The following is a 21109-nucleotide window of genomic DNA, read 5'->3' on the forward strand; positions in this document are numbered from 1 at the left end:
CCTGTAATTATGAATGTAAGGTGGTGAATCATGGCTAAGCGAGATTATTACGAGGTGCTGGGCGTTAACAAGGGTGCCTCTGCGGAAGAAATAAAGAAATCTTACCGTAAGCTGGCCCGGCAGTACCACCCAGATGCCTACCAGGGCGATAAAGCAGAGGCTGAAGCAAAGTTTAAAGAGATTGCGGAGGCCTATGCCGTACTAAGCGATAATGAAAAACGAGCGGCCTATGACCAATTTGGTCATGCTGCCACCGATGGTCAAGGCTTTGGGGCCGGTGGTTTTGGCGATTTCGGTGGAATTAATGATATCTTTGATATGTTTTTTGGCGGCATGGGCAGGCAGCGTAATGGCCCACAAAAGGGCAGTGATTTACGCTTTAACATGGAAATTTCCTTTAAAGAAGCTGCCTTTGGCATAGAAAGGGATATTCAGATTCCCCGTACCGAAAACTGCGATACCTGTGACGGTTCCGGTGCTGCACCGGGAAGCAATCCCAAAACCTGTGGGACCTGCCATGGCTCAGGACAAGTACAATATGCCTCCAACACTCCCTTCGGTCGGATTGTTCAGAGCCGAACCTGTGATCGGTGTCACGGTTCTGGAAAAATAGTTGAAAAACCCTGCCCCACTTGCCGGGGTGCCGGTCAAATCAGAAGGACCAAAAATATTCATGTGAAAATTCCTGCGGGTGTTGATGAAGGTTCCCGTCTGCGGCTTGCCGGCGAGGGTGAGTCAGGACTCAGGGGTGGCCCACCGGGGGATCTTTACGTCTATATCATGGTGCGGCCTGATAAATTCTTTCGCCGGGAAGGCAACGAAGTTGTCTGCGATATGGAATTGACCTTTGCTCAGGCAGCACTGGGCGATACCATCGAAGTCCCCACCTTGGACGGCACCGCTGACTTAAAAATTCCTGAGGGGACACAAACAGGGACCATTTTCCGCATTAAAGGAAAGGGTATCCCCTACCTAAACGGCAGCGGTAGAGGCGACCAGCATGTCCGTGTCAGGATCGTTACCCCCACCAGGCTGAATGAAAAACAAAAGGAACTGCTCAGAGAATTTTCCCAAACAAGCGGTGAAAAAGCACTCAAAGGCACAGAAAAGAATATTTTTGAAAAAGTGAAGGATGTTTTTAAATAGCCGCCAGCCAGCCGCTTTTTGGTCTTTGCTGGCAGCAAGGAGTTTGCGACAGCGGGGACGGTTCCCGCTGTCGCATTCGCTGTTAGTTTTAGTTAGGGTGCATGGGCCTGGGGCTTTTTGTGTATTCCGGCCAGGATTCCTGGCTACCCTATAGAAATACCCTAGTCCAAAAGCGGAAGGCTGATGGCTAAATCCGGCGAATGCGGCTGCATCATTACATAGACTAAGCTACAATTCGTGTAAGGTAGGTGAAACCCCCATTGAACTGGTTGGAAATCTCTGTCCATGTGCCCCATGAGGGGATTGACATGGTAAGTAATATATTTGATGATTTGGGTGCTGGTGGGGTTGTTATTGAGGATCCCGCCTTAATTAACCAATACATTGAGGCCAATATATGGGACCATTATGAATTTGCCCCAGAGGTTCTTAACCGACCGATGCCTATTGTCAAGGCCTACCTGCCCGAAGGACCTGACTTAGAGAATAAACTGGCGCTTTTACAGGAGCTTTTAATTGCTCTGCCTTTACCCACAGTGCCTGTCTTCGAGAGCCATGAAGTGGCAGAAGAGGATTGGGCCACGGCCTGGATGAAATATTATAAACCAGTGGAAATTGGCAATAAATTAGCAGTTAAGCCCAGTTGGGAAGATTATACCCCAGAGCAACCAAGAATTGTTCTGGAAATGGACCCAGGCATGGCCTTTGGCTGCGGCAACCATCCCACCACCACCATGTGCATGGAATACCTGGAAGGAATTGTTCAGGGTGGAGAAACAGCGGCCGATGTGGGAACCGGTACAGGCATTCTTGCCATCACAGCGGCTAAGCTGGGAGCTGCCAAGGTTTTGGCAGTGGACCTGGATGAAGTGGCTGTTAAGGTGGCCAGAGAAAACATAGAAAGAAACAAAGTGGCTGATACAGTCGAAGTTTTCCATGGCAATTTACTGGACAAAATAAATAGTAAGGTTGATATTGTAATTGCCAATATCGTGGCCAATGTCATTATTTTGTTGGCACCCGATGTACTGCGCATCTTAAAGACGGGTGGTTATTTTATTACCTCCGGTATTATTCAGTTCCGTGCCGAGGAAGTTCGTGAGAAATTAGAACAAATCGGTTTTAGGATAATAGAACGGAAAGAAGACGGGGAATGGGTTGCCTATCTTTGTGTTTTGGAGGGATAATATTGCCCCGATTTTTTGTCCAACCGGAACAAATTAACAGCGACACAGCCCTGATCAAGGGACCCGATGTAAAACATATCAGCCGGGTTCTGCGCATGGCCGTGGGAGATTCCCTGACCCTTTTAGATGGCCGAGGGAATGTTTACCTGGCTGAGATTGTTGAGATTAACAAAGAAGAAGTCCAATGCAAAATCCTTGAGCAGCAGACTGCCAACTCTGAACCAAAGATTCAAGTAACACTGGTACAGGGTTTACCCAAAGGGGACAAAATGGAAACAATTATCCAAAAATGTACCGAATTGGGAGTAAGCCGGGTCATTCCCCTGGCCGCGGCACGTTCTGTTGTCAAATTAGATGCCAATAAAGCAGCAGATAGGCAGCAACGTTGGCAGAGGGTGGCCATGGAAGCAGCTAAACAATGCCGCCGGGCGGGTATACCAGAGGTACATAGAGTAAGTGACTGGGACACCATTTTAGCAAAGCTTCCCCCGGATGCACTGGTGTTAATGCCATGGGAGGCTGAAAAGAGTCAATCCCTGGGAGAGATTCTCCGGCAAAAAACAGTAGCCCCCCCGGAGGTGTATATTTTTATTGGTCCCGAAGGGGGCTTCGAGGATGACGAAGCCCAGCGGTTAAAAGACAAGGGGTATCATCTTGTTACCCTGGGCAACCGGATCTTGCGTACTGAAACAGCGGGCCCCGCAGCCCTAACAATGGTTCTGTACCAATATGGTGAGCTGGGCTAAGGAGGTTTCCGATATGGCTAAATCTGCTGCCATCTATACCCTTGGGTGTAAGGTAAATCAGTATGAATCCTCTGCCATTGCAGATTTATTTCGGCAAGGGGCTTACGAAATTGTTGATTTCGAAGAACAGGCGGATGTTTATGTGATCAATACCTGCACAGTGACCCATCTGGGGGATCGTAAATCCAGGCAAATTATCCGCCGGGCCGCCAAACAAAATCCGGAGGCCGTCATTGCCGTCACTGGTTGCTATGCCCAAACCTCCCCCGGAGAGGTATTGGAAATTCCCGGTGTTGACCTGGTGATCGGCACAAAGGATAAAAGCAAAATTGTGCACTTGGTGGAGGCCTACGCCAGGGGCAAAGGCCCTGTCAATGCCGTCGAGGATATCATGGGCACCGATTGTTTTGAGGAACTTCCTGTTCCCACAGAGCAGGGTAAAACCAGGGCCTTTTTGAAAATTCAAGAAGGCTGCAATAGCTTTTGTGCCTACTGTATTATTCCCTATGCCAGGGGGCCTGTGCGTAGTCGATTGCCGGAAAATGTTATAAGTTCTGCAGCAGCACTCATTGAGCAGGGCTTTAAAGAAATTGTTTTAACGGGTATTCACATTGGTGCCTATGGTCAAGATTTTGCAGACAAGCAGATCGATCTGGCCTGGTTGGTGGAACGTCTGGCAAAATTGCCCGGTCTCCTCCGGTTGCGTCTGGGTTCTGTGGAACCACACGATATAAATGATGCCCTGATCAACTCAGTGGCAGAGAACCCCAATGTTTGCCGGCACCTACATATACCGCTGCAAAGTGGTGATGACGAGGTTTTAGTCCGGATGAGAAGACGCTATAATTCGAAGCAATTTATGGACTTGATTGATAAAATTCACCAGAGAATGAAGGGTATCTCCATCACCAGCGATGTCATAGTTGGTTTTCCCGGAGAAACCGAAGGAAATTTTGCAAACACCTTGAAGACCGTTGAACAGTCAGGTTTTGCCGATATTCATGTCTTTAAATACTCCCCGCGCAAGGGGACTGTGGCTGCTGAAATGACGGATCAGGTTGAGCCACAGGAAAAAGAAGAACGCAGCAAAAGACTGATTGAATTGGGTAATCATTTGGCAAGTAAATTTGCCCAGGGCCAGGTGGGCAAAAAAATTACAGTGTTGGTGGAACAACCTCACGAAAAAAATCATAGTCTTTGGGAAGGTCATACCGATACTTATCTCAAGGTTATTTTCCCCGGTGATGAAAGTCTACGGGGGGAACTGATCGAGGTACAAATTGAAGCTGTTGAGGAATCTGTCTTAAAAGGCAGAATTATTTAAGACATTTGCAGGATATTATAATAGGTGTGTTGAATAATATTTTCGGTAAGACTATCAATGAATATTTTTATTATCTGTGGGGGGAGGTGCTTGCTCGTTGCAAGAGTGCATTTTCTGTAAAATTATAACCGGAGAAATACCCTCCCAGGTTGTGTATCAAGATGATAAGGTATTTGCCTTTAGAGATATTGCTCCTGCCACTCCTGTTCATGTCCTGGTTATTCCTAAAAAACATATATCCTCTCTGGATGATGTAGGTATGGAAGATGCAGACTTAATGGGACATATCCTATTAACCACCGCCAAATTAGCTAAAGAATTAGGATTAGCTAAGGGTTATCGACTGGTTGCCAATTGTGGCGAAGAGGGGGGCCAGACGGTACATCATCTTCATTTTCATCTCTTGGGTGGACGACAAATGCAATGGCCTCCGGGCTAAAATGATTGACTAGAGCTGGATGTCGCGTTATAATTAAGTGGTATTGTATTTTTTACATAGCCTTTTCCACACATAATTTGATTAGACTAGATTAAGGTTTATGGTTTGGCGGAGGGAGGGAAATTGAGTGGCGGAAATTAGAGTCGGCAAGAACGAGACACTGGACAGTGCCCTCCGGCGCTTTAAGCGGTCCTGTCAAAAGGCTGGCGTTTTGGCTGAGGCACGCAAACACGAGCATTACGAAAAACCCAGTGTGAAAAGAAAGAAAAAATCCGAAGCAGCTCGTAAACGTAAAAGCTTTAAATAATTAGCTTCAAAAAAATGCTTGGCATTCATCTATGCCAAGCATTTTTTTACAATATAGGCCTTGGGCCATTGGCCTTGAGCCATTTTATGGTTTACGACCCACGTAGTGCAAAATAAGTTTTTCCAATAGTATGGTATAATAATTTTAGTCGTAGTATTTTGACCATAAGCAGTGGGTCTTGGGCTTTTTATGGATGTATCTTAAGCACGTGGCCCACAGCCCAGTTTGAGAGGGGTGATAAAATGCTTTTTTATTTGGCAACGATGTCTGGTTGGTTAGCTGCCCTTGCTTTGGTTCTGGGAATTTTGGCTCTAATCATCGAAATATTTTTTGTGCCGGGTTTTGGTGTGGCTGGTGTGATCGGGGTTGTTTTGCTGGGATGGGGTGTACTGCTGCTTTCAGTGGATATCTTTCATGCCACCCAGGCACTAACCCTGGCTTTGATCGTCACAGCGTTGGTTCTTGTGGGGGGCATATGGCTGGCCACAAAGTTTAATTTTTGGCGTAAGGTTACCCTGGATAACCGCCAAAATCGGGAAGAGGGCTATCTGGCCCCCAACCTTGAGATGGAAAAACTATTGGGTCAGCGGGGGGTGGCTGCTACACCCTTACGTCCAGCCGGTTCAGCACTCATAGAAGGGCTGAAGGTAGATGTGGTAACCGAGGGCGAATTCATCCCGCCGGGGACACAAGTCATTGTCGTCAAGGTGGAAGGAACCAGGGTGGTTGTAAAGGCATTGGCTTAGGGCTTTTAGGGGATAGCCTTCTGGTTGGCCATGTGCATGTGCCATAGGCCTTTTGTGCATGTTATAAGTAAGGGCTTTAGCTTAGAGGACCATGCCATTTTTCAGGGTAGTTCCCCATGCCGTCGTTGGCGGCACCAGCGGGGGATGCTTCTGTCATCCTGAGCGATAGCAACGGATTTTGGCACAAGCCGGTCAGTGAAAGAAAAGATCCTTCGCTACCGCTCAGGATGACATAGAGGATGGTTTAAAGCCCCATGGCCCAAGGCTAGACCCAAGGCAATACAGTATAAGCACGAAGGAGGTATTTCATGTCGATTAGTCTAGGTGGTCTTTCTTTTTTAGTCATGGTTGTATTAATTGCTGTTATGGTTGTTGTGGTATTAAGTTTTATCCCGGTGGGCCTGTGGATTTCAGCATTGGCAGCGGGGGTAAAGGTGGGGATTTTCACCCTGGTGGGTATGAGATTACGCCGGGTGCCACCGGCTCAGATTGTCAATCCTTTGATTAAAGCAGATAAAGCAGGACTGGCTATCAGTGTAAACCAACTGGAGGCCCATTATTTGGCCGGCGGCAATGTGGATCGGGTTATTGATGCCTTGATTGCGGCAGAACGGGCCAATATCCCGCTGCTTTTTGAAAGGGCTGCGGCCATTGATTTGGCTGGTAGAAACGTGCTGGAAGCAGTACAAATGAGTGTTAACCCCAAAGTAATTGAAACACCTGTGATCAGTGCTGTGGCCAAGGATGGTATTGAGCTAAAGGCGATGGCCAGAGTAACTGTTAGGGCCAATATCGACCGGCTAGTGGGTGGTGCTGGTGAGGAAACCGTCATTGCCCGGGTTGGTGAGGGGGTTGTCACCAGTGTAGGTAGTTCGGAGACCCATAAAATTGTGCTGGAAAACCCAGACAGCATCTCCAAAACCGTTCTTTCCAAGGGTCTGGATGCCGGAACAGCCTTTGAAATTCTGTCTATTGATATTGCCGATGTGGATATTGGCAGAAACATTGGTGCCCAGCTGCAGACAGACCAGGCCGAAGCAGATAAAAACATTGCCCAGGCCAAGGCTGAGGAACGCCGGGCGATGGCTGTGGCCCAAGAGCAAGAAATGAAGGCCAGGGTACAAGAGATGAGAGCGAAGGTTGTGGAAGCCGAAGCCGAGGTGCCCAAGGCCATGGCAGATGCCTTCCGTTCAGGACGTTTAGGTGTTATGGATTACTACAACATGCAAAATATAATGGCTGATACGAAAATGAGAGATTCTATATCCGGCAATGGGCAGGACAAAGAGAAAGGGAAGAAGTTAGAGTAAGGGGTGTGAAGTTTCAATGAATTCATTAATACTCCTTTTCATTTTTTGGGTCATCATCAGTGTTCTTTCCGGCAATAAGAAGAAACAAAGGCACCTGCCCCCCGTGGAGCAAGAAACCTCAACCTACCGTTTGCCCCCGGACCTTAGGGGCAAATGGGGGCCTAGGTCTGAAGAAATAGAGCATTATGAATTACCCGTCGAAGAGATAAGAGAACCTCAGTGGGTAGAACCGGTGATCATGGACCAAAAAACCAATCCGCCGGAAATGCGCCAAAAAGTAAAACCTCTGGTGGAGAAAGCGGCTTCTAAAAAGCAATTGTCCTCTGCCCCTGCTCAAATGGAGGAGGATAACTTTTTGGAGGGGAATTTAACCCCTGCCATGGTGAAAAACGGCATCATCTTATCCGAAATTCTTGGTCCCCCTGTGGCCCGACGCAGGGGAAGATCTTACCAATAATTAGTAATGTTCCCCCTCTGGGCTGCATAAACATAAGCCAAGGAGGGGGGATTTTTTATGTCCTTTAAAGACTTTCAACGTAAATTTAAGAAACAATTCTCTGATTTTTTCGAAATACCCAGTGATGTCATGCTTGATTTACCGAAAATTGTTTTGGTAGGTCACTTACAAGTGTTTATTGAAAACCATAGGGGTATTGTGGAATACACCTCGGAAAAGGTTCGTATTATGGTGGGGGATGGCGAGGTTGGTATTGACGGCAAAAATCTAATGCTGCGCAACATTAAAACAGACGAAATATGCGTGGAAGGACAAATCAAAGGCCTAACCCTATTGGAACCAGGGGAGGTGTGGTAATGGTTCTGCTGCGCTTATTTTCTTTTTTAATGGGACATGTATCCCTTATCGTACGAGGAGAGTTTCTGGAGAAATTTGTTAACATGGCTGCCAGCAGGGGTATCTTTTTATGGGATATTACCCGTGTTGGTGAAAACAAGGTGCGGGTAAAGGTACGTATCTCTGATATTCGCCCCCTGAGACACATCGCCCGGGCTACCCAGAGTGGCTTTTCCATTATTGAGCGCCGGGGTTTTCCCTTTGTGCTAAATCGCCTCAAAAGACGGAAACTACTGGTTATCGGAGGCTTAGGATTTCTTGTAACCCTTTATTTTCTATCCTCCTTTGTTTGGTTTATCAATGTCACCGGCAACGAAAAGTTATCCGATGCAGAAATAAAAAAAATTGCTGCAGAGGTTGGTCTAACTCCCGGTACGGCCAAATGGGACTTGGATGCAAAACAAATTGAAAAGACCATTCGAGAAAAAAACCCGTCAGTGGCGTGGGCTGGTGTGTATGTCAGGGGGACCCGGGTGGTCATAGAGATTGCCGAAAGAAAACTAGTCACGGAGACGCCCAGCACAGGTCCGGCTCATATTGTGGCCGGGAAGGCAGGCTTAATTAGAGAAGTATTGGTTTTAAACGGCCAAGCCTTGGTTAAAGATGGTGATACCGTATTACCCGGCACCATCTTAATAAGCGGGGAAATTAAAGAGGAAATAAAACCAGAACCTTCCAACCAACCCTTGGCAGAGGGAGAGGAACCATTGGAACCCCGGTATATCAGCCGTTATATCCAGGCCAAGGGCTTTGTGCGGGCCAGGGTCTGGTATGAAGGATATGGGGAATGTCCCCTTAATGAAATAGTGGAAAAAATGTCAGGTAATCAAAAAACCTCAATTTGTATTAATTTCGGGACTAAGGAAATAATCATAGCAGGGCCCCATCGAGCACCTTACCAATACTATGAGATGCAGGAGTCTGTTAAAAGTCTTCCTAAATGGAGGAATATTAAATTTCCCGTCGAAATTAGAACTGTGCACTATTTGGAGAAAATAAAAGAAAGAATCATGCATGGTCAAGATGGTGCTAAAAAGATTGCAGAAGAAAAAGCTTTAGCGGACATTCAAAAAAAGCTACCCAAGGACCCCAAAATTGCTGAGCGCAGGCTCGAATTGGTTAATACTGGCAGATCTGAAGATATCATCCGCGTTAAAGCCTTTGTTGAAGCCATCGAAGAAATTGGAGTTTTGACACCCTTCAAAGCACCCGAGGAGGAAAAAGTTTGGCCGAACGTACAGAATTAAAGATTGTTATTGATGACAATGAAGCAGCGGTAGAAATTTTAGGGAAACAAGATGAAAATTTAAATCTAATTGAACAAAGCTTGGAAATCCGCGTAGTGGCCAGAGGAGAGGAAGTAACCCTCATTGGTCCGGCGACCCAGGTTGAACAAGGTAAAGAAGTCTTTGCACAGTTGTTGGATTATTATGGGGCTGGCAATCGTATTGGCAGGCACGAAGTAAATTATGCCTTAAGGGCAGTAAAAGCCGGGGTTAAAGATGCTTTAACCCATTTAGCCAGAGATGTCGTTTTAGTCACGGCCAGGGGTAAACAAGTAAAACCCAAGACCCTGGGGCAAAAGGATTACATCCAAAATATAAGAAAAAATGATATTGTCTTTGCCATCGGTCCTGCCGGAAGTGGTAAAACCTATTTGGCAGTGGCCATGGCTGTAAATGCCCTAAGGAAAAAGGAAGTAAATCGTCTAATTTTAACTCGACCAGCTGTAGAGGCCGGAGAGAAACTGGGCTTTTTACCAGGCGATTTACAGGAAAAGATCGATCCATACCTAAGACCGCTCTACGACAGCTTATATGATATTTTAGGCCTGGAGCATACACAAAAGTACCTTGAGCGAAATATCATTGAAATAGCACCTTTAGCCTACATGAGGGGTAGGACGCTGGAAGATGCCTTTATTATTTTGGATGAAGCGCAAAATACAACACCCGAGCAAATGAAAATGTTTTTAACCAGGATGGGTTTTGGCTCCAAGGCAATCATTACGGGAGATATAACCCAGGTGGACCTTCCCAAGGGACAGAGTTCCGGACTTGTGGATGCCAAAAACATATTGGAAGGAATCAAAGGTATCGCCTTTCAATGGATGACCGCTACCGATATTGTCCGCCATCCCTTGGTGATGGAAATAATCCGGGCTTACGAACAGCAGGCTGAGTAGTAAGACAGGCCTTTACCGTGGGCCAGGGAGTGATTGCACATGTTTTTATTAAAACGAATTGGGGGAGGCCTCATCAAAGGTCTTAAATATCTTTTCAAAAACAGTTCCTTTAAACGCTACATTGCAGCAGGTTTATTTTTTATTTTCTTTACCATGCTGGTTTCCTTTGAGTTTGTTCCTCAAAAGGTTAATTTACAAGTTGGACAAATATCTCCTTCTACAATATATGCACCGAGGGCTGTGGTCTACATTGATCAGCAAAAAACTGCCGAAGAACGCAGAAAAGCCATGGAAAAGGTGCCAAAGGTACCGGAAATTGATGAGGGTGTTACGGCAACCGTCCGTAAAGATATGAATGATGTACTAAAACAAGTTAAAGAGATTCAGGCGGATGGAAACATAGAGAAGGATGAAAAGATCTTACGACTTAAATCAGCAATACCCTTCACCCTATCTGAATCTGCACTTGAACAATTGGCTTTGGGTAATCCCACCAGTACCGATCAACTGACTGCCGGCATTACATCCATCCTTTCCGAAATGCTGAATCAGGGAGAGGGTATCACAGCGGCTCAATTGGCGGAGGCAAAGGAAAGTGCTGGGGAAAGACTAGCTGCCAAACAATTTGCCGAGCCTTATCGTTTACTGGGACAAGGCTTGTTTAAACAATTTCTACGGGCCAATGCCTATTTTGATGAAGAAAAATATCGGCTGCTCCAACAGGAAGCCGCCGAGAGTGTACCTCCTGTGAGAGTGAACATTCAGTATAAAGAAAGAATCCTTACCCAGGGAGACGTCGTAACCGAGGATCATATCGTAAAGCTGCAGGCATTAGGCTTATCCAGGCCACAGCACAGCTTTACCACCATCGTGGGCACTGGGTTACTGGTTGCTTTGCTGATGGTTCTGGTCCTGTGGTACACGTATATTCACAATAAAGATATTTTTAATAAAGGTTGTTTTTTAAACCTCATTGGCATTGTCGCCTTGCTCACGCTTGTGGTTTCAAGAGCCGTTATGTCTATTAACATCAATCAATGGCCAGAATTTAGTGCTTTATTTGGCTATCTAGCACCTATTGCTGCGGCTGGCATGTTAATCACCATTCTCCTAGATTCTCGTTTGGCAATGCTAGTGGTAATGTGCCTGGCTTTGCTGTTGGGCTTTATGTCCGGCAATCTGTCTCATTTTGCCTTGGTCAGCTTTGTCGGCGGTGTCACGGGTGTGTATAGTGTTTCCAAGCTAAGTCAAAGGGGAGACCTGGTGCGGGCGGGGATTTATGTTGGGGCAGCTAGTATTTTCGTTATTGCGGTGGTTGGTCTGATCTCTGGACTTCCCTGGTACCTGATAATTACCTCTGCCCTTTCTCTGGGTATTGCCAATGGTTTATTATCCTCCATTTTGACGAATGGAGCCTTGCCCTATCTGGAAACCAGCTTTGGCATTACCTCATCCGTTCGCTTGCTGGAGCTTGCCAATCCCAGTAACCCATTGCTGAAAAAGCTGATGTTAGAGGCCCCGGGAACCTATCACCACAGCATTCTGGTAGGCAATCTAGCCGAAGCTGCTGCGGAAAGTGTCGGGGCAGATCCTTTGGTTGTAAGGGTAGGTGCCTATTATCATGATATAGGTAAAGTTAAGAGACCTTATTTCTTTATTGAAAACCAGTTGGGTTGCGATAATCCACATGACAAAATAGCACCCACGTTAAGCACGTTAATCCTAACCTCACATGTCAAAGATGGGGCGGAAATGGCTCGGGAAAATAAATTACCACCGGTTATCACGGATATTGTTGAACAACATCATGGCAAAAGTTTGGTTAGTTTCTTTTACCACAAGGCCATGGAGGGAGATCGTGCAGAATCCATTAAAGAAGAGGATTTCCGCTACGAAGGACCAAAGCCAAGAACCAAAGAAGCTGCCATTGTCATGCTGGCAGATAATATTGAGGCTGCGGTTCGCTCCCTGCAAAATCCTACGGCTGGCAGGGTAGAGGGTCTTGTGCGGAAAATTATTAAGGATCGACTACTGGATGGGCAACTGGACGAATGCAATTTGACATTTAAGGATTTAGATGCCATTGCCAATACCTTCCTGCGGGTACTCTCAGGTATTTTCCATAACCGAATTGAGTATCCTGACATGAAACAGGAGATGGAAAGGAGAAAAACCCGTGGCGGTTCTCGTAAATAATTTACAGGAAGAAATAACCGTAGCAGACGAACTACTTCAGCTAGTAGAAGCCGTAGTGAAGGAAAGCCTGAAGTCTGAGGGATATGACACGGATGCAGAAGTTGGACTGATCTTTGTGGATGACAATTATATCCGTAGTTTAAATGCAGAATATAGAGGGATTGATAAACCCACAGATGTTTTATCCTTTGCCTTAAACGAAGGAGAGGACATGCCTGAGGACGAGGAAGCAGAAGACCTACTGGGGGATATCATCATTTCCCTTCCCACTGCCCAGCGTCAGGCCGAGGAATATGGTCATTCCTTTGCCCGGGAAGTGGCCTATTTAACAGCCCATGGCTCTTTACACCTATTGGGCTATGATCATATGACCGAGGAGGACAGGCAGGTCATGCGGCAGAAGGAAGAAGCCATCATGCATCGCCTGAACATCCCAAGGTAGTCTTTTTAGGCAGCGGCTTTTTTAGCTAGGCCGGAGGTCGGAATTTTCATCAATGGTTTGTGACTGGATTATTGGGTTTATATAATGTGTTGATTATGAAAGGTAAACTATGAGTTTCCTGAAAAATTTTGGTTATGCCCTGGCTGGTATCGGACATGCCATAAAGACCCAAAGAAATATGAAGGTTCATCTGGTTGCCACCATCTTGGTGGTAACAGTGGGCCTTTTTTTGCGTATATCCAAACAGGAATGGGTAGATATTTGCTTTGCCATTTTTTTAGTATTGGCAGCTGAATGTATCAACACAGCCATCGAAGCGGTCGTAAACCTAACCTCCCCCCAAAAGCACCCCCTAGCCAAAATAGCCAAAGACTGCGCCGCCGGAGCCGTGCTGTTGCTGGCCCTGAATTCGGTGGTCGTTGCCTACCTAATCCTATGGCCGAAGTTGTCTTACTGCTTTTAGCCATCAGTCATCAGCCGTCAGCCATCCGCTTTTAGGCTGAAGGCTAGACCCGAAAGTAGTGCAGTATAAGCAAGGAGGATTGTTTAAATGACCTTTACAGCGGAGAAACTGATAGATATAGCCAAAGAAGCCAGAGAAAAGGCCTATGTGCCCTATTCCAAATTCAAAGTCGGAGCGGCCCTGCTTACAAAAGAGGGAAAGATTTTTACCGGCTGCAACATTGAAAATGCATCCTACGGACTTACCTGCTGTGCCGAACGCACAGCCATTTTTAAAGCCGTATCAGAGGGCCACAAAGAATTTATCACCCTAGCAGTCATTGCCGATGTCCCCACCGTCTGCAGCCCCTGCGGAGCCTGCCGACAGGTTATGGCGGAATTTAATGGGGAGATGAAAGTACATCTGGCGAACTTGCAAGGGCAGTATAAGACGGTAACAGTAAGTGAATTGTTACCTGGATATTTTAGTGCAGAGGATATGGAAGCTTAAGGGAGGAAAAACAATGCTCAATACACCCGAAGGATATCGCTCGGGTTTTGTGGCCCTGGTGGGCCGGCCTAACGTGGGAAAATCTACGTTATTAAATAAACTGGTTGGTCAAAAGGTAGCCATCATGTCCGACAAGCCCCAGACCACCCGACATAAAATTCACTCCGTACTGAGTAGAAATGAGGCCCAGATTGTATTTTTAGACACCCCTGGTATCCACAAACCCAGGCACAAACTTGGTGAGTACATGGTGGATGTAGCCTTGGGGGCATTAAAGGAAGTCGATGCGGTGCTTTTTCTAGTGGAGGCTAATGAAGCACCGGGACCAGGGGATCAATATATTGCTGAGCAGCTAAAGGGAGTAAAAACCCCAGTATTTCTAATGCTTAATAAAATAGACCTGCTGCAAAAGGAACAGGTGCTGGAAAGAATCATACAATATAAAGACCTATTGCCCTTTGCCGAGGTTATCCCTGTATCAGCCATGGCTGGAGACAATGTAAACCGCTTAATAGAAACCATCATTAAGTATCTACCCGAAGGTCCCCAGTATTACCCGGCGGACATGATTACCGATCGTCCCGAACGGTTTATTATGGCAGAAATTATTCGGGAAAAGGTACTGCACCTGACCAGCGAAGAAATTCCCCATTCCGTTGCAGTGGTGGTGGAACAAATCACGGAGCGCAATAATGGCGTCGTTGCGGTGAATGCTGTCATCTACACCGAGCGAGACTCCCAAAAGGCTATTTTAATCGGTAAGGGTGGCAACATGCTCAAAGAAGTAGGTCGCCGTGCCAGAGTAGAGATTGAAAACCTCTTGGGTTCCAAGGTGTTTCTGGAATTATGGGTTAAGGTAAAAAAGGATTGGCGTAATAAAATGACCGATATAAGGAATTTTGGTTTTACCCAAGAAGACTAGATGCTGTGGGCCATGAGCCGGCATTGTCGATTGTGAACGGCACCATCAAAAAATGGCATAACGGATGGCTTAAAGCCCATGACCCAAGGCCAATTTGTTGCCCTGGAAAGGTAGATCCATGAAAACGTATAAAATCGATGCCATTGTACTAAAGTCCCGAGACATGCGGGAAGCGGATAAAATTTTAACGGTTTACTCCATACAAAGGGGTAAGCAAAGAATTGTTGCCCATGGTGCGGCTAAACCAAATAGTCGTAAGAGGGGGGCTGTGCAGCCCTTTTGTTTTTCTGAGTTTATGCTGCATCGGGGTAGGGAATTGGATTCCATCAGCCAGGCAGAACTCCGGGAAGGGTTTACGGAGCTTAGGCTGGACCTAGATCGCATAACCGCCGCAGCCTATGCAGCAGAATTAATGGATGGATTTACTGCTGAAGGGGAACCGAACCCAAGTATCTTTAGCCTTTTTTACAGCACGCTGCACCTAATTGCAGTTGGTTATCAGTCAGTCATGATTCTTCGGGCCTTTGAGGCAAAGCTGCTGGGTTATTCCGGATTGCAGCCGGAGTTAAACCGCTGCGGTGCTTGTGATACTGAGATTCGAGATACCAAGGTTTTTTTTGGTCCCCAGCAGGGGGGACTACTGTGCCAGGAATGCGCTGGGTTAGAAAAAAAAGCCTTAAAATTCAGCAGAGGAACCATCGAAATATTGAAAACCCTCTACCGTTGGGAGTTAACCAAATTACATCAGTTAAAAGTACCCATAGCTTTACAACAGGAACTCAACACCCTTATGCGGACCTATATGGAATATCACCTGGAAAAAAGATTAAAAACAACAGAATTTATGGATCGGCTGCATAAAACCAACCTGTACGGGGGTACAAATATATAATACAAAGGATTATGGGGAGGTATCATGCAGTGACCAGTGAACTGGAAAAGATTGACCTTCTTCGAGCCCGGCTGGGTGTTAGCTACAAGGAAGCAAAGGATGCCCTGGACATGGCTGGCGGCGATGTTGTTGAGGCCTTAATCAAACTGGAAGAAAAAAATAGGCAATGGAATGAAAAACTGCACGGTAAAGGCAACGAATTTATGGGCCAATTTAAAACCCTTATTGAGAAGGGACAAAAGACCAAGGTTAAGGTTAAGAAGGATGATAATACAGTGGTAGAATTCCCAGCTACCATTGGTGCTTTAGGTGTTCTTGGGGCCATGGCCAGTACTCCCATATTAATTGTGGGTGCCTTGGGAACCATCGCGGGCCTAGCCAATAACTATCGCTTGGAGTTTCAGGATGAAAAAGATAAGTGGGAACCAGACGTAGAAGTTCCTGAAGACAACTACAAGGAAAATAGTCCAAGACACTAAAACTATTGACAAAAACTTAGCATTTTGATAGATTTTTGGTTATAATTGAAAATTATGCGATGAGGAAAAAAGTATGCGAATGCTTGTTTGCAGCGAGCCGGAGTGGTGAAAGCCGGTAACAAAGGTCGTATATGGGGGTTTCTGAGCAGCAGGGGGAAAGCCACTACAAGGGTGAGTAAATCCTGCAAACAATTAAGGTGGGCTGTTTATCAGCCAAACAGGGTGGAACCGCGGGAAATGCTCCCGTCCCTGACATTATGTCAGGGACGGGAGTTTTTATTTTTTCTAAAAAAGGAGGCAAAAAACAGTGAATTTCCAGGAACTCATACTGACCCTAAATAAATTCTGGTCAGAACAAAACTGTATCATTCAACAACCCTATGACATTGAAAAGGGTGCTGGTACCATGAACCCGGCTACCTTTCTCAGAGCTTTAGGCCCAGAACCCTGGCGGGTGGCCTATGTGGAGCCTTCACGCCGTCCCACCGATGGCCGTTATGGGGAAAACCCCAACCGCTTGCAGCATTACTTCCAATACCAGGTTATCCTAAAACCTTCCCCGGATGATGTGATTCCTGTTTATTTGGATTCATTGCGGGCCATTGGCATTGATCCAGACCAGCATGATATTCGCTTTGTGGAGGACAACTGGGAATCCCCCACTTTGGGTGCCTGGGGTTTGGGTTGGGAAGTGTGGCTGGATGGCATGGAAGTAACCCAATTTACCTACTTCCAACAGTGTGGCGGCATTGATTGCCACCCGGTTTGTGCTGAAATCACCTATGGTTTGGAAAGACTGGCCATGTTTATTCAGAAAAAGGACAGTGTTTACGATATCCTTTGGGTGGGTGATATCACCTACGGAGACGTTTACCACCAGAACGAAGTGGAACAATCGAGTTATAACTTTGAAGTGGCCAACACCGAAATGCTTTTTGACCTGTTTGATATGTATGAAGCAGAGGCCAACCGCATTCTGGAAAAGAACCTGGTGCTCCCTGCCTATGACTATGTTTTAAAATGTTCTCATACCTTTAACTTATTAGATGCCAGGGGTGCCATCAGTGTTTCTGAACGACAGGGCTTTATCGCCAGGGTACGCCAGATGGCCAGGGCCTGTGCCCATGCCTATGTGGAGCAGCGTGAAAAACTAGGATATCCTCTGCTAAAGAAAGGGGGCAATATGAATGGCTAAGGACTTCTTATTGGAAGTTGGGATTGAAGAAATGCCAGCCCGCTTTTTGGGTCCGGCGTTAACGCAACTCAAAGAAATTACGGTCAAGACCTTGCAAGAACAAAGAATAACCTATACAGATATCCAAACCTATGGTACCCCAAGGCGTTTGGTTCTTTTCGTAAAAGATTTGGCCGAAGGCCAGGCGGCCTTAGAGAAAGAAGTGAAAGGTCCTGCCAAAAAGGCCGCTTATGATGTTGAGGGCAATCCTACCAAGGCCATCTTAGGTTTTACCAAATCCCAGGGGGTGACCCTGGAAGATCTAGTGATCCGCAACATCGGACAAGTTGAATATCTTTATGCCATGAAGCGGGAAGAGGGTCGTCCTACCGCTCAGGTGCTGTCGGAAATCTGCCCGAATCTGATAACCGGACTACATTTCCCTAAACCCATGCGCTGGGGGCAATTGGAACTTCGTTTTGCCCGTCCCATCCGTTGGCTGCTGGCCCTCTATGGTGCTGATGTGGTGCCCTTTGGCTTGGCCAATCTAAAATCTGACCGAGTTACCTATGGTCATCGCTTTTTGGCCACAGGGGAGCTGTCCATCACCAATCCCGCGGATTACTTTAGCAAACTCCGGGCTGCTTATGTTCTCATCGATCCCGTCGAACGTAAAGAAATCATCTGGCAGCAGGTGCAGGAATTGGCCGCCCAAGAAGGCGGCGTAGTGGAAAAGGACGAAGATTTGCTGGACGAAATTACCAACATTATTGAGTGGCCCACAGCCCTTTGTGGTGCCTTTGATCCAGACTTTTTAAAATTGCCCGGGGCAGTTCTAGTTACCCCCATGCGGGAGCATCAACGTTATTTTCCTGTAATTAGCATAGAAGGAAAACTTTTAAATAAATTTATTGCAGTAAGAAACGGCACCACAGCATATATAGAAATTGTTACAGCTGGTAACGAAAAGGTATTGCGTGCTCGTCTGGCTGATGCTGCCTTCTTCCTTGCAGAAGATCTAAAGCAACCTCTGGCTGACAAAGTAAATGGTTTGAAAAAAGTCGTCTTCCTGGAGGGGCTAGGCTCCATCGCTGATAAAGTGGATCGCATTGGTGCCTTAGCAGACCACCTGGCAGAGGCACTGGGTGCGGATGAGGCCCAAAGGGAAAGTATCCAACGGGGTGCGTTATTGGCTAAAGCGGACTTAGTCACCAACATGGTCTACGAATTTCCAGAACTACAGGGCGAAATGGGACGCGAATATGCCCTACGCAACGGAGAGGCACCGGAGGTTGCCGAAGCAATTTTTGAACATTACCTGCCCCGTTTTGCCGGAGATATCTTACCGGAATCCCTTTCAGGTAAGATGCTGAGTTTAGCCGATAAAATGGATACGATTGTTGGCTGTTTTGCCATTGGCATCCAACCCACTGGCTCCCAAGATCCCTATGCCTTGCGTCGTCAGGCACTGGGCATATGCCACATCTTAATTGAAGGAAGAATTCATTTATCCTTGAAGGAACTGATTCAATGGGCATATCAGGGATATCAAGAAGCGGTTGAACTTAAATCAGACTTAGCCCAGGTAACTTCAGAAATTGAAGAATTCTTTAAACAAAGACTCAAGGGTATTCTCAGTGACAGGGGATTGTCTTACGATACCATTGATGCCGTACTGACCGTTGGTTTTGATGACCTTGCAGATGTGGTGGACAGAGGAGTGGCAGTTGCTTCCTTCCGCGAATTGCCTGCTTTTGGTGCCCTTATGACAGCTTTCAACCGTGCCAATAACCTGGCCAAACACGCAACCACTACACAAATTGAAGCGGTTCACCTGGAGCATCCAGCAGAACAGGAACTTTCTAAACTCCTAATAAACTTAGAAAATGAAGTGAAGCCACTGTTAGCCCAAAGGGATTATGCCGGAGCTTTACAAAAAATTGCCACAATCCAAAGGCCCCTGGATACATTCTTTGAAAGTGTGATGGTGATGGCAGAAAACGAAGCAGTAAAAACCAATAGACTAGCCCTTTTGAAAAAGCTTGTGCAGCTTAGCATGAGTGTGGCTGATTTCAGCAAAATTGTGGTTGAATCAAAGTGATATAAAAAATATAAAAAAAATTTTTGGAAAAGTAGGATTTAATGGGGGAAATATAGTATATTATAGTCAGAGATTACTCCTTAATTAGTATGTCACATTTAAGGTTAGGGGTGAGGGGATGGATCTTTCCAAACGGCAGGAAACCATTATAGAAATTGTCAAAAACGATGGTCCTATTACCGGCGAGCAGATTGCAGAACGCCTCAACCTGACTAGGGCAACCTTAAGGCCAGACCTATCGATTTTGACGATGGCGGGGATCCTTGAGGCTCGGCCGAGGGTAGGATATTACTATAGTGGAAAATCCGCTGACAAGATCCTAGCAGATAAAATCACCCGGATCAAGGTGGGTGAAGTTAAATCAGTGCCCACGGTGGTTTCTGAAAGCTGTTCTGTATATGATGCAGTGGTCACAATGTTTATTGAAGATGTGGGGACCCTCTATATTGTTCGTGAAGGCGGTATGTTAGACGGTGTTGTCTCACGCAAAGACTTGCTAAAGACCACCCTTGGTGGTCACGACATTCACAAATTGCCTGTTGGCGTGATCATGACAAGAATGCCGAATATCCACATGGTTCAGGAGAATGACTCGGTCTGGTTAGCGGCCCATAAGCTGCTAACCCATGAAATCGATTCGTTACCAGTGGTACGGACTGTTCAGGTGGTCAACGGCAAAGATTACGAAGTCGTTGGCAGATTTTCCAAGACAAATGTTACCCGGCTCTTTGTTGAATTAGGCGAAGGGTCTTGAGGAGGGGTTTACCATTATAGCACCAAAAGACGATCATCCGGTGGTCTATATTGTATCTGACTCCATTGGTGAAACGGCAGAATTAGTGGCCAAAGCGGCAGTTAGCCAATTTAATGGTGTAGACATAGAAATACGCCGTGTTCCCTACGCCAATGATCCCCAGGATATTGTAGATATTGTTAATGAAGCGCAGGGCCAAAACTGTATCATTGCCTTTACTCTGGTTTTGCCTGAGTTACGGGAAGTTCTGATTATAGAATCAGATAAGCATAACATCCCCACAGTAGATATTATGGGTCCCATTTTAGATGCTTTAAGCATCATTACGTCGGGTCCCCCGAAACTTGAACCTGGTTTGGTGCGCAAGCTGGATGAAGAGTATTTCCGTCGGGTTGAAGCCATCGAATTTGCAGTAAAGTATGATGACGGAAAGGATCCCAGAGGAATTCAAAAAGCCGATTTGGTAATTCTCGGAGTTTCCCGGACATCTAAAACACCTTTAAGCATGTATTTGGCAAATAAGCGAATTAAGGCGGCCAATGTTCCATTGGTGCCAGAAGTGGCACCGCCTAAGGAAATTTTTAATCTGGCGAACAAAAAAGTCATTGGCTTAACCATCAAACCCCAACAATTGAATGTGATTCGCACAGAAAGGTTAAAAACCCTGGGGCTTACCTCAAATGCAGATTATGCCAGTCATGCACGTATCTTAAAAGAGCTGGAGTACGCCGAGGAAATTATGAAGCGAGTTGGCTGCCCGGTGATTGATGTTACCAATAAAGCTATTGAGGAAACTGCCAGTAAAGTGCTGGAAATCTATTATAGGGGTGAAAGGTACGGTCGGTAGTTTTCTAAAATATGACAAGGTGGAATAAAGATAAGTAAAGAGGCGAATTCTATTTCGGAGGTGAGTAATGCTCACCTCCTGCCTCAAAAAACAGGAGGGAATTTAAA

At 46.2% G+C, this 21109-nt stretch carries 23 protein-coding genes; all 23 read left to right on the forward strand.

Annotated features, from left to right (window positions below):
- Nucleotides 1-30 precede the first annotated feature (30 nt).
- The 23 genes from dnaJ to V6C11_RS02325 all read left to right on the forward strand — a co-directional run bounded on the left by dnaJ (nucleotide 31) and on the right by V6C11_RS02325 (nucleotide 21002).
- A complete protein-coding gene (gene dnaJ / locus V6C11_RS02215) occupies nucleotides 31-1146 on the forward strand; it encodes a molecular chaperone DnaJ (protein WP_333529447.1) in 1116 nt (371 codons plus the stop codon).
- Between the two features lie 260 nt (nucleotides 1147-1406).
- Nucleotides 1407-2333 carry a 50S ribosomal protein L11 methyltransferase gene (gene prmA / locus V6C11_RS02220; RefSeq protein WP_333529448.1) on the forward strand — a complete coding sequence of 309 codons (927 nt, stop codon included), beginning with the start codon at nucleotides 1407-1409 and terminating at the stop codon, nucleotides 2331-2333.
- Nucleotides 2334-2335: 2 nt separating this feature from the next.
- The gene (locus tag V6C11_RS02225; protein WP_333529449.1) at nucleotides 2336-3079 is read left to right on the forward strand and encodes a 16S rRNA (uracil(1498)-N(3))-methyltransferase; all 744 of its coding nucleotides are present in this window, start codon (nucleotides 2336-2338) and stop codon (nucleotides 3077-3079) included.
- Nucleotides 3080-3092: 13 nt separating this feature from the next.
- A complete protein-coding gene (gene mtaB, locus V6C11_RS02230; protein WP_333529450.1) occupies nucleotides 3093-4403 on the forward strand; it encodes a tRNA (N(6)-L-threonylcarbamoyladenosine(37)-C(2))-methylthiotransferase MtaB in 1311 nt (436 codons plus the stop codon).
- A 97-nt stretch (nucleotides 4404-4500) separates the two neighbouring features.
- Complete coding sequence (locus V6C11_RS02235; RefSeq protein WP_333529451.1) at nucleotides 4501-4842, forward strand: histidine triad nucleotide-binding protein; 342 nt, start codon at nucleotides 4501-4503, stop codon at nucleotides 4840-4842.
- Nucleotides 4843-4969: 127 nt separating this feature from the next.
- Entirely contained in the window at nucleotides 4970-5149 is a 180-nt protein-coding gene (gene rpsU / locus V6C11_RS02240) for a 30S ribosomal protein S21 (protein ID WP_333529452.1), read from the forward strand.
- 242 nt (nucleotides 5150-5391) lie between these two features.
- Entirely contained in the window at nucleotides 5392-5895 is a 504-nt protein-coding gene (locus V6C11_RS02245) for an NfeD family protein (RefSeq protein ID WP_333529453.1), read from the forward strand.
- A 344-nt stretch (nucleotides 5896-6239) separates the two neighbouring features.
- Nucleotides 6240-7205, forward strand: a complete 966-nt coding sequence (floA, locus tag V6C11_RS02250) for a flotillin-like protein FloA (protein ID WP_442886017.1) — start codon at nucleotides 6240-6242, stop codon at nucleotides 7203-7205.
- A gap of 16 nt (nucleotides 7206-7221) precedes the next feature.
- Entirely contained in the window at nucleotides 7222-7662 is a 441-nt protein-coding gene (locus V6C11_RS02255) for a hypothetical protein (protein ID WP_333529455.1), read from the forward strand.
- Nucleotides 7663-7719: 57 nt separating this feature from the next.
- The gene (gene yqfC, locus V6C11_RS02260; RefSeq protein WP_333529456.1) at nucleotides 7720-8019 is read left to right on the forward strand and encodes a sporulation protein YqfC; all 300 of its coding nucleotides are present in this window, start codon (nucleotides 7720-7722) and stop codon (nucleotides 8017-8019) included.
- A complete protein-coding gene (yqfD, locus tag V6C11_RS02265; RefSeq protein ID WP_333529457.1) occupies nucleotides 8019-9305 on the forward strand; it encodes a sporulation protein YqfD in 1287 nt (428 codons plus the stop codon). The genes yqfC and yqfD overlap by 1 nt, the downstream gene beginning before the upstream one ends.
- On the forward strand, nucleotides 9284-10243 hold the full coding sequence (locus V6C11_RS02270; protein ID WP_333529458.1) for a PhoH family protein: 960 nt from the start codon (nucleotides 9284-9286) through the stop codon (nucleotides 10241-10243). Before yqfD ends, V6C11_RS02270 begins: the two co-directional genes overlap by 22 nt.
- Before the next feature lie 39 nt (nucleotides 10244-10282).
- On the forward strand, nucleotides 10283-12439 hold the full coding sequence (locus V6C11_RS02275; protein ID WP_333529459.1) for an HD family phosphohydrolase: 2157 nt from the start codon (nucleotides 10283-10285) through the stop codon (nucleotides 12437-12439).
- A complete protein-coding gene (gene ybeY / locus V6C11_RS02280) occupies nucleotides 12420-12881 on the forward strand; it encodes an rRNA maturation RNase YbeY (RefSeq protein WP_333529460.1) in 462 nt (153 codons plus the stop codon). The genes V6C11_RS02275 and ybeY overlap by 20 nt, the downstream gene beginning before the upstream one ends.
- 109 nt (nucleotides 12882-12990) lie before the next feature.
- Complete coding sequence (locus V6C11_RS02285) at nucleotides 12991-13344, forward strand: diacylglycerol kinase (RefSeq protein ID WP_333529461.1); 354 nt, start codon at nucleotides 12991-12993, stop codon at nucleotides 13342-13344.
- A gap of 87 nt (nucleotides 13345-13431) precedes the next feature.
- Nucleotides 13432-13833 carry a cytidine deaminase gene (locus V6C11_RS02290; RefSeq protein ID WP_333529462.1) on the forward strand — a complete coding sequence of 134 codons (402 nt, stop codon included), beginning with the start codon at nucleotides 13432-13434 and terminating at the stop codon, nucleotides 13831-13833.
- A gap of 13 nt (nucleotides 13834-13846) precedes the next feature.
- Nucleotides 13847-14755, forward strand: a complete 909-nt coding sequence (gene era / locus V6C11_RS02295) for a GTPase Era (protein ID WP_333529463.1) — start codon at nucleotides 13847-13849, stop codon at nucleotides 14753-14755.
- 118 nt (nucleotides 14756-14873) lie between these two features.
- Nucleotides 14874-15647, forward strand: a complete 774-nt coding sequence (recO, locus tag V6C11_RS02300) for a DNA repair protein RecO (protein ID WP_333529464.1) — start codon at nucleotides 14874-14876, stop codon at nucleotides 15645-15647.
- A gap of 29 nt (nucleotides 15648-15676) precedes the next feature.
- Nucleotides 15677-16126: a DUF4342 domain-containing protein gene (locus V6C11_RS02305; protein ID WP_333529465.1), complete on the forward strand. Its 450-nt coding sequence runs from the start codon at nucleotides 15677-15679 to the stop codon at nucleotides 16124-16126.
- Nucleotides 16127-16433: 307 nt separating this feature from the next.
- A complete protein-coding gene (glyQ, locus tag V6C11_RS02310; RefSeq protein ID WP_333529466.1) occupies nucleotides 16434-17321 on the forward strand; it encodes a glycine--tRNA ligase subunit alpha in 888 nt (295 codons plus the stop codon).
- Nucleotides 17314-19401 (forward strand): glycine--tRNA ligase subunit beta, encoded by a 2088-nt coding sequence (glyS, locus tag V6C11_RS02315; protein WP_333529467.1) that lies wholly within the window; start codon nucleotides 17314-17316, stop codon nucleotides 19399-19401. The genes glyQ and glyS overlap by 8 nt, the downstream gene beginning before the upstream one ends.
- A gap of 118 nt (nucleotides 19402-19519) precedes the next feature.
- Nucleotides 19520-20155, forward strand: coding sequence for a helix-turn-helix transcriptional regulator (locus V6C11_RS02320; protein ID WP_333529468.1), 636 nt, complete (start codon nucleotides 19520-19522; stop codon nucleotides 20153-20155).
- Between the two features lie 40 nt (nucleotides 20156-20195).
- Complete coding sequence (locus tag V6C11_RS02325; protein WP_333529469.1) at nucleotides 20196-21002, forward strand: pyruvate, water dikinase regulatory protein; 807 nt, start codon at nucleotides 20196-20198, stop codon at nucleotides 21000-21002.
- The last annotated feature ends 107 nt before the right edge of the window (nucleotides 21003-21109 follow it).

Source organism: Desulfotomaculum sp. 1211_IL3151, assembly GCF_036763075.1.
In the GTDB taxonomy this organism is placed as follows: Bacteria; Bacillota; Desulfotomaculia; order Desulfotomaculales; family Desulfotomaculaceae; genus Desulfotomaculum.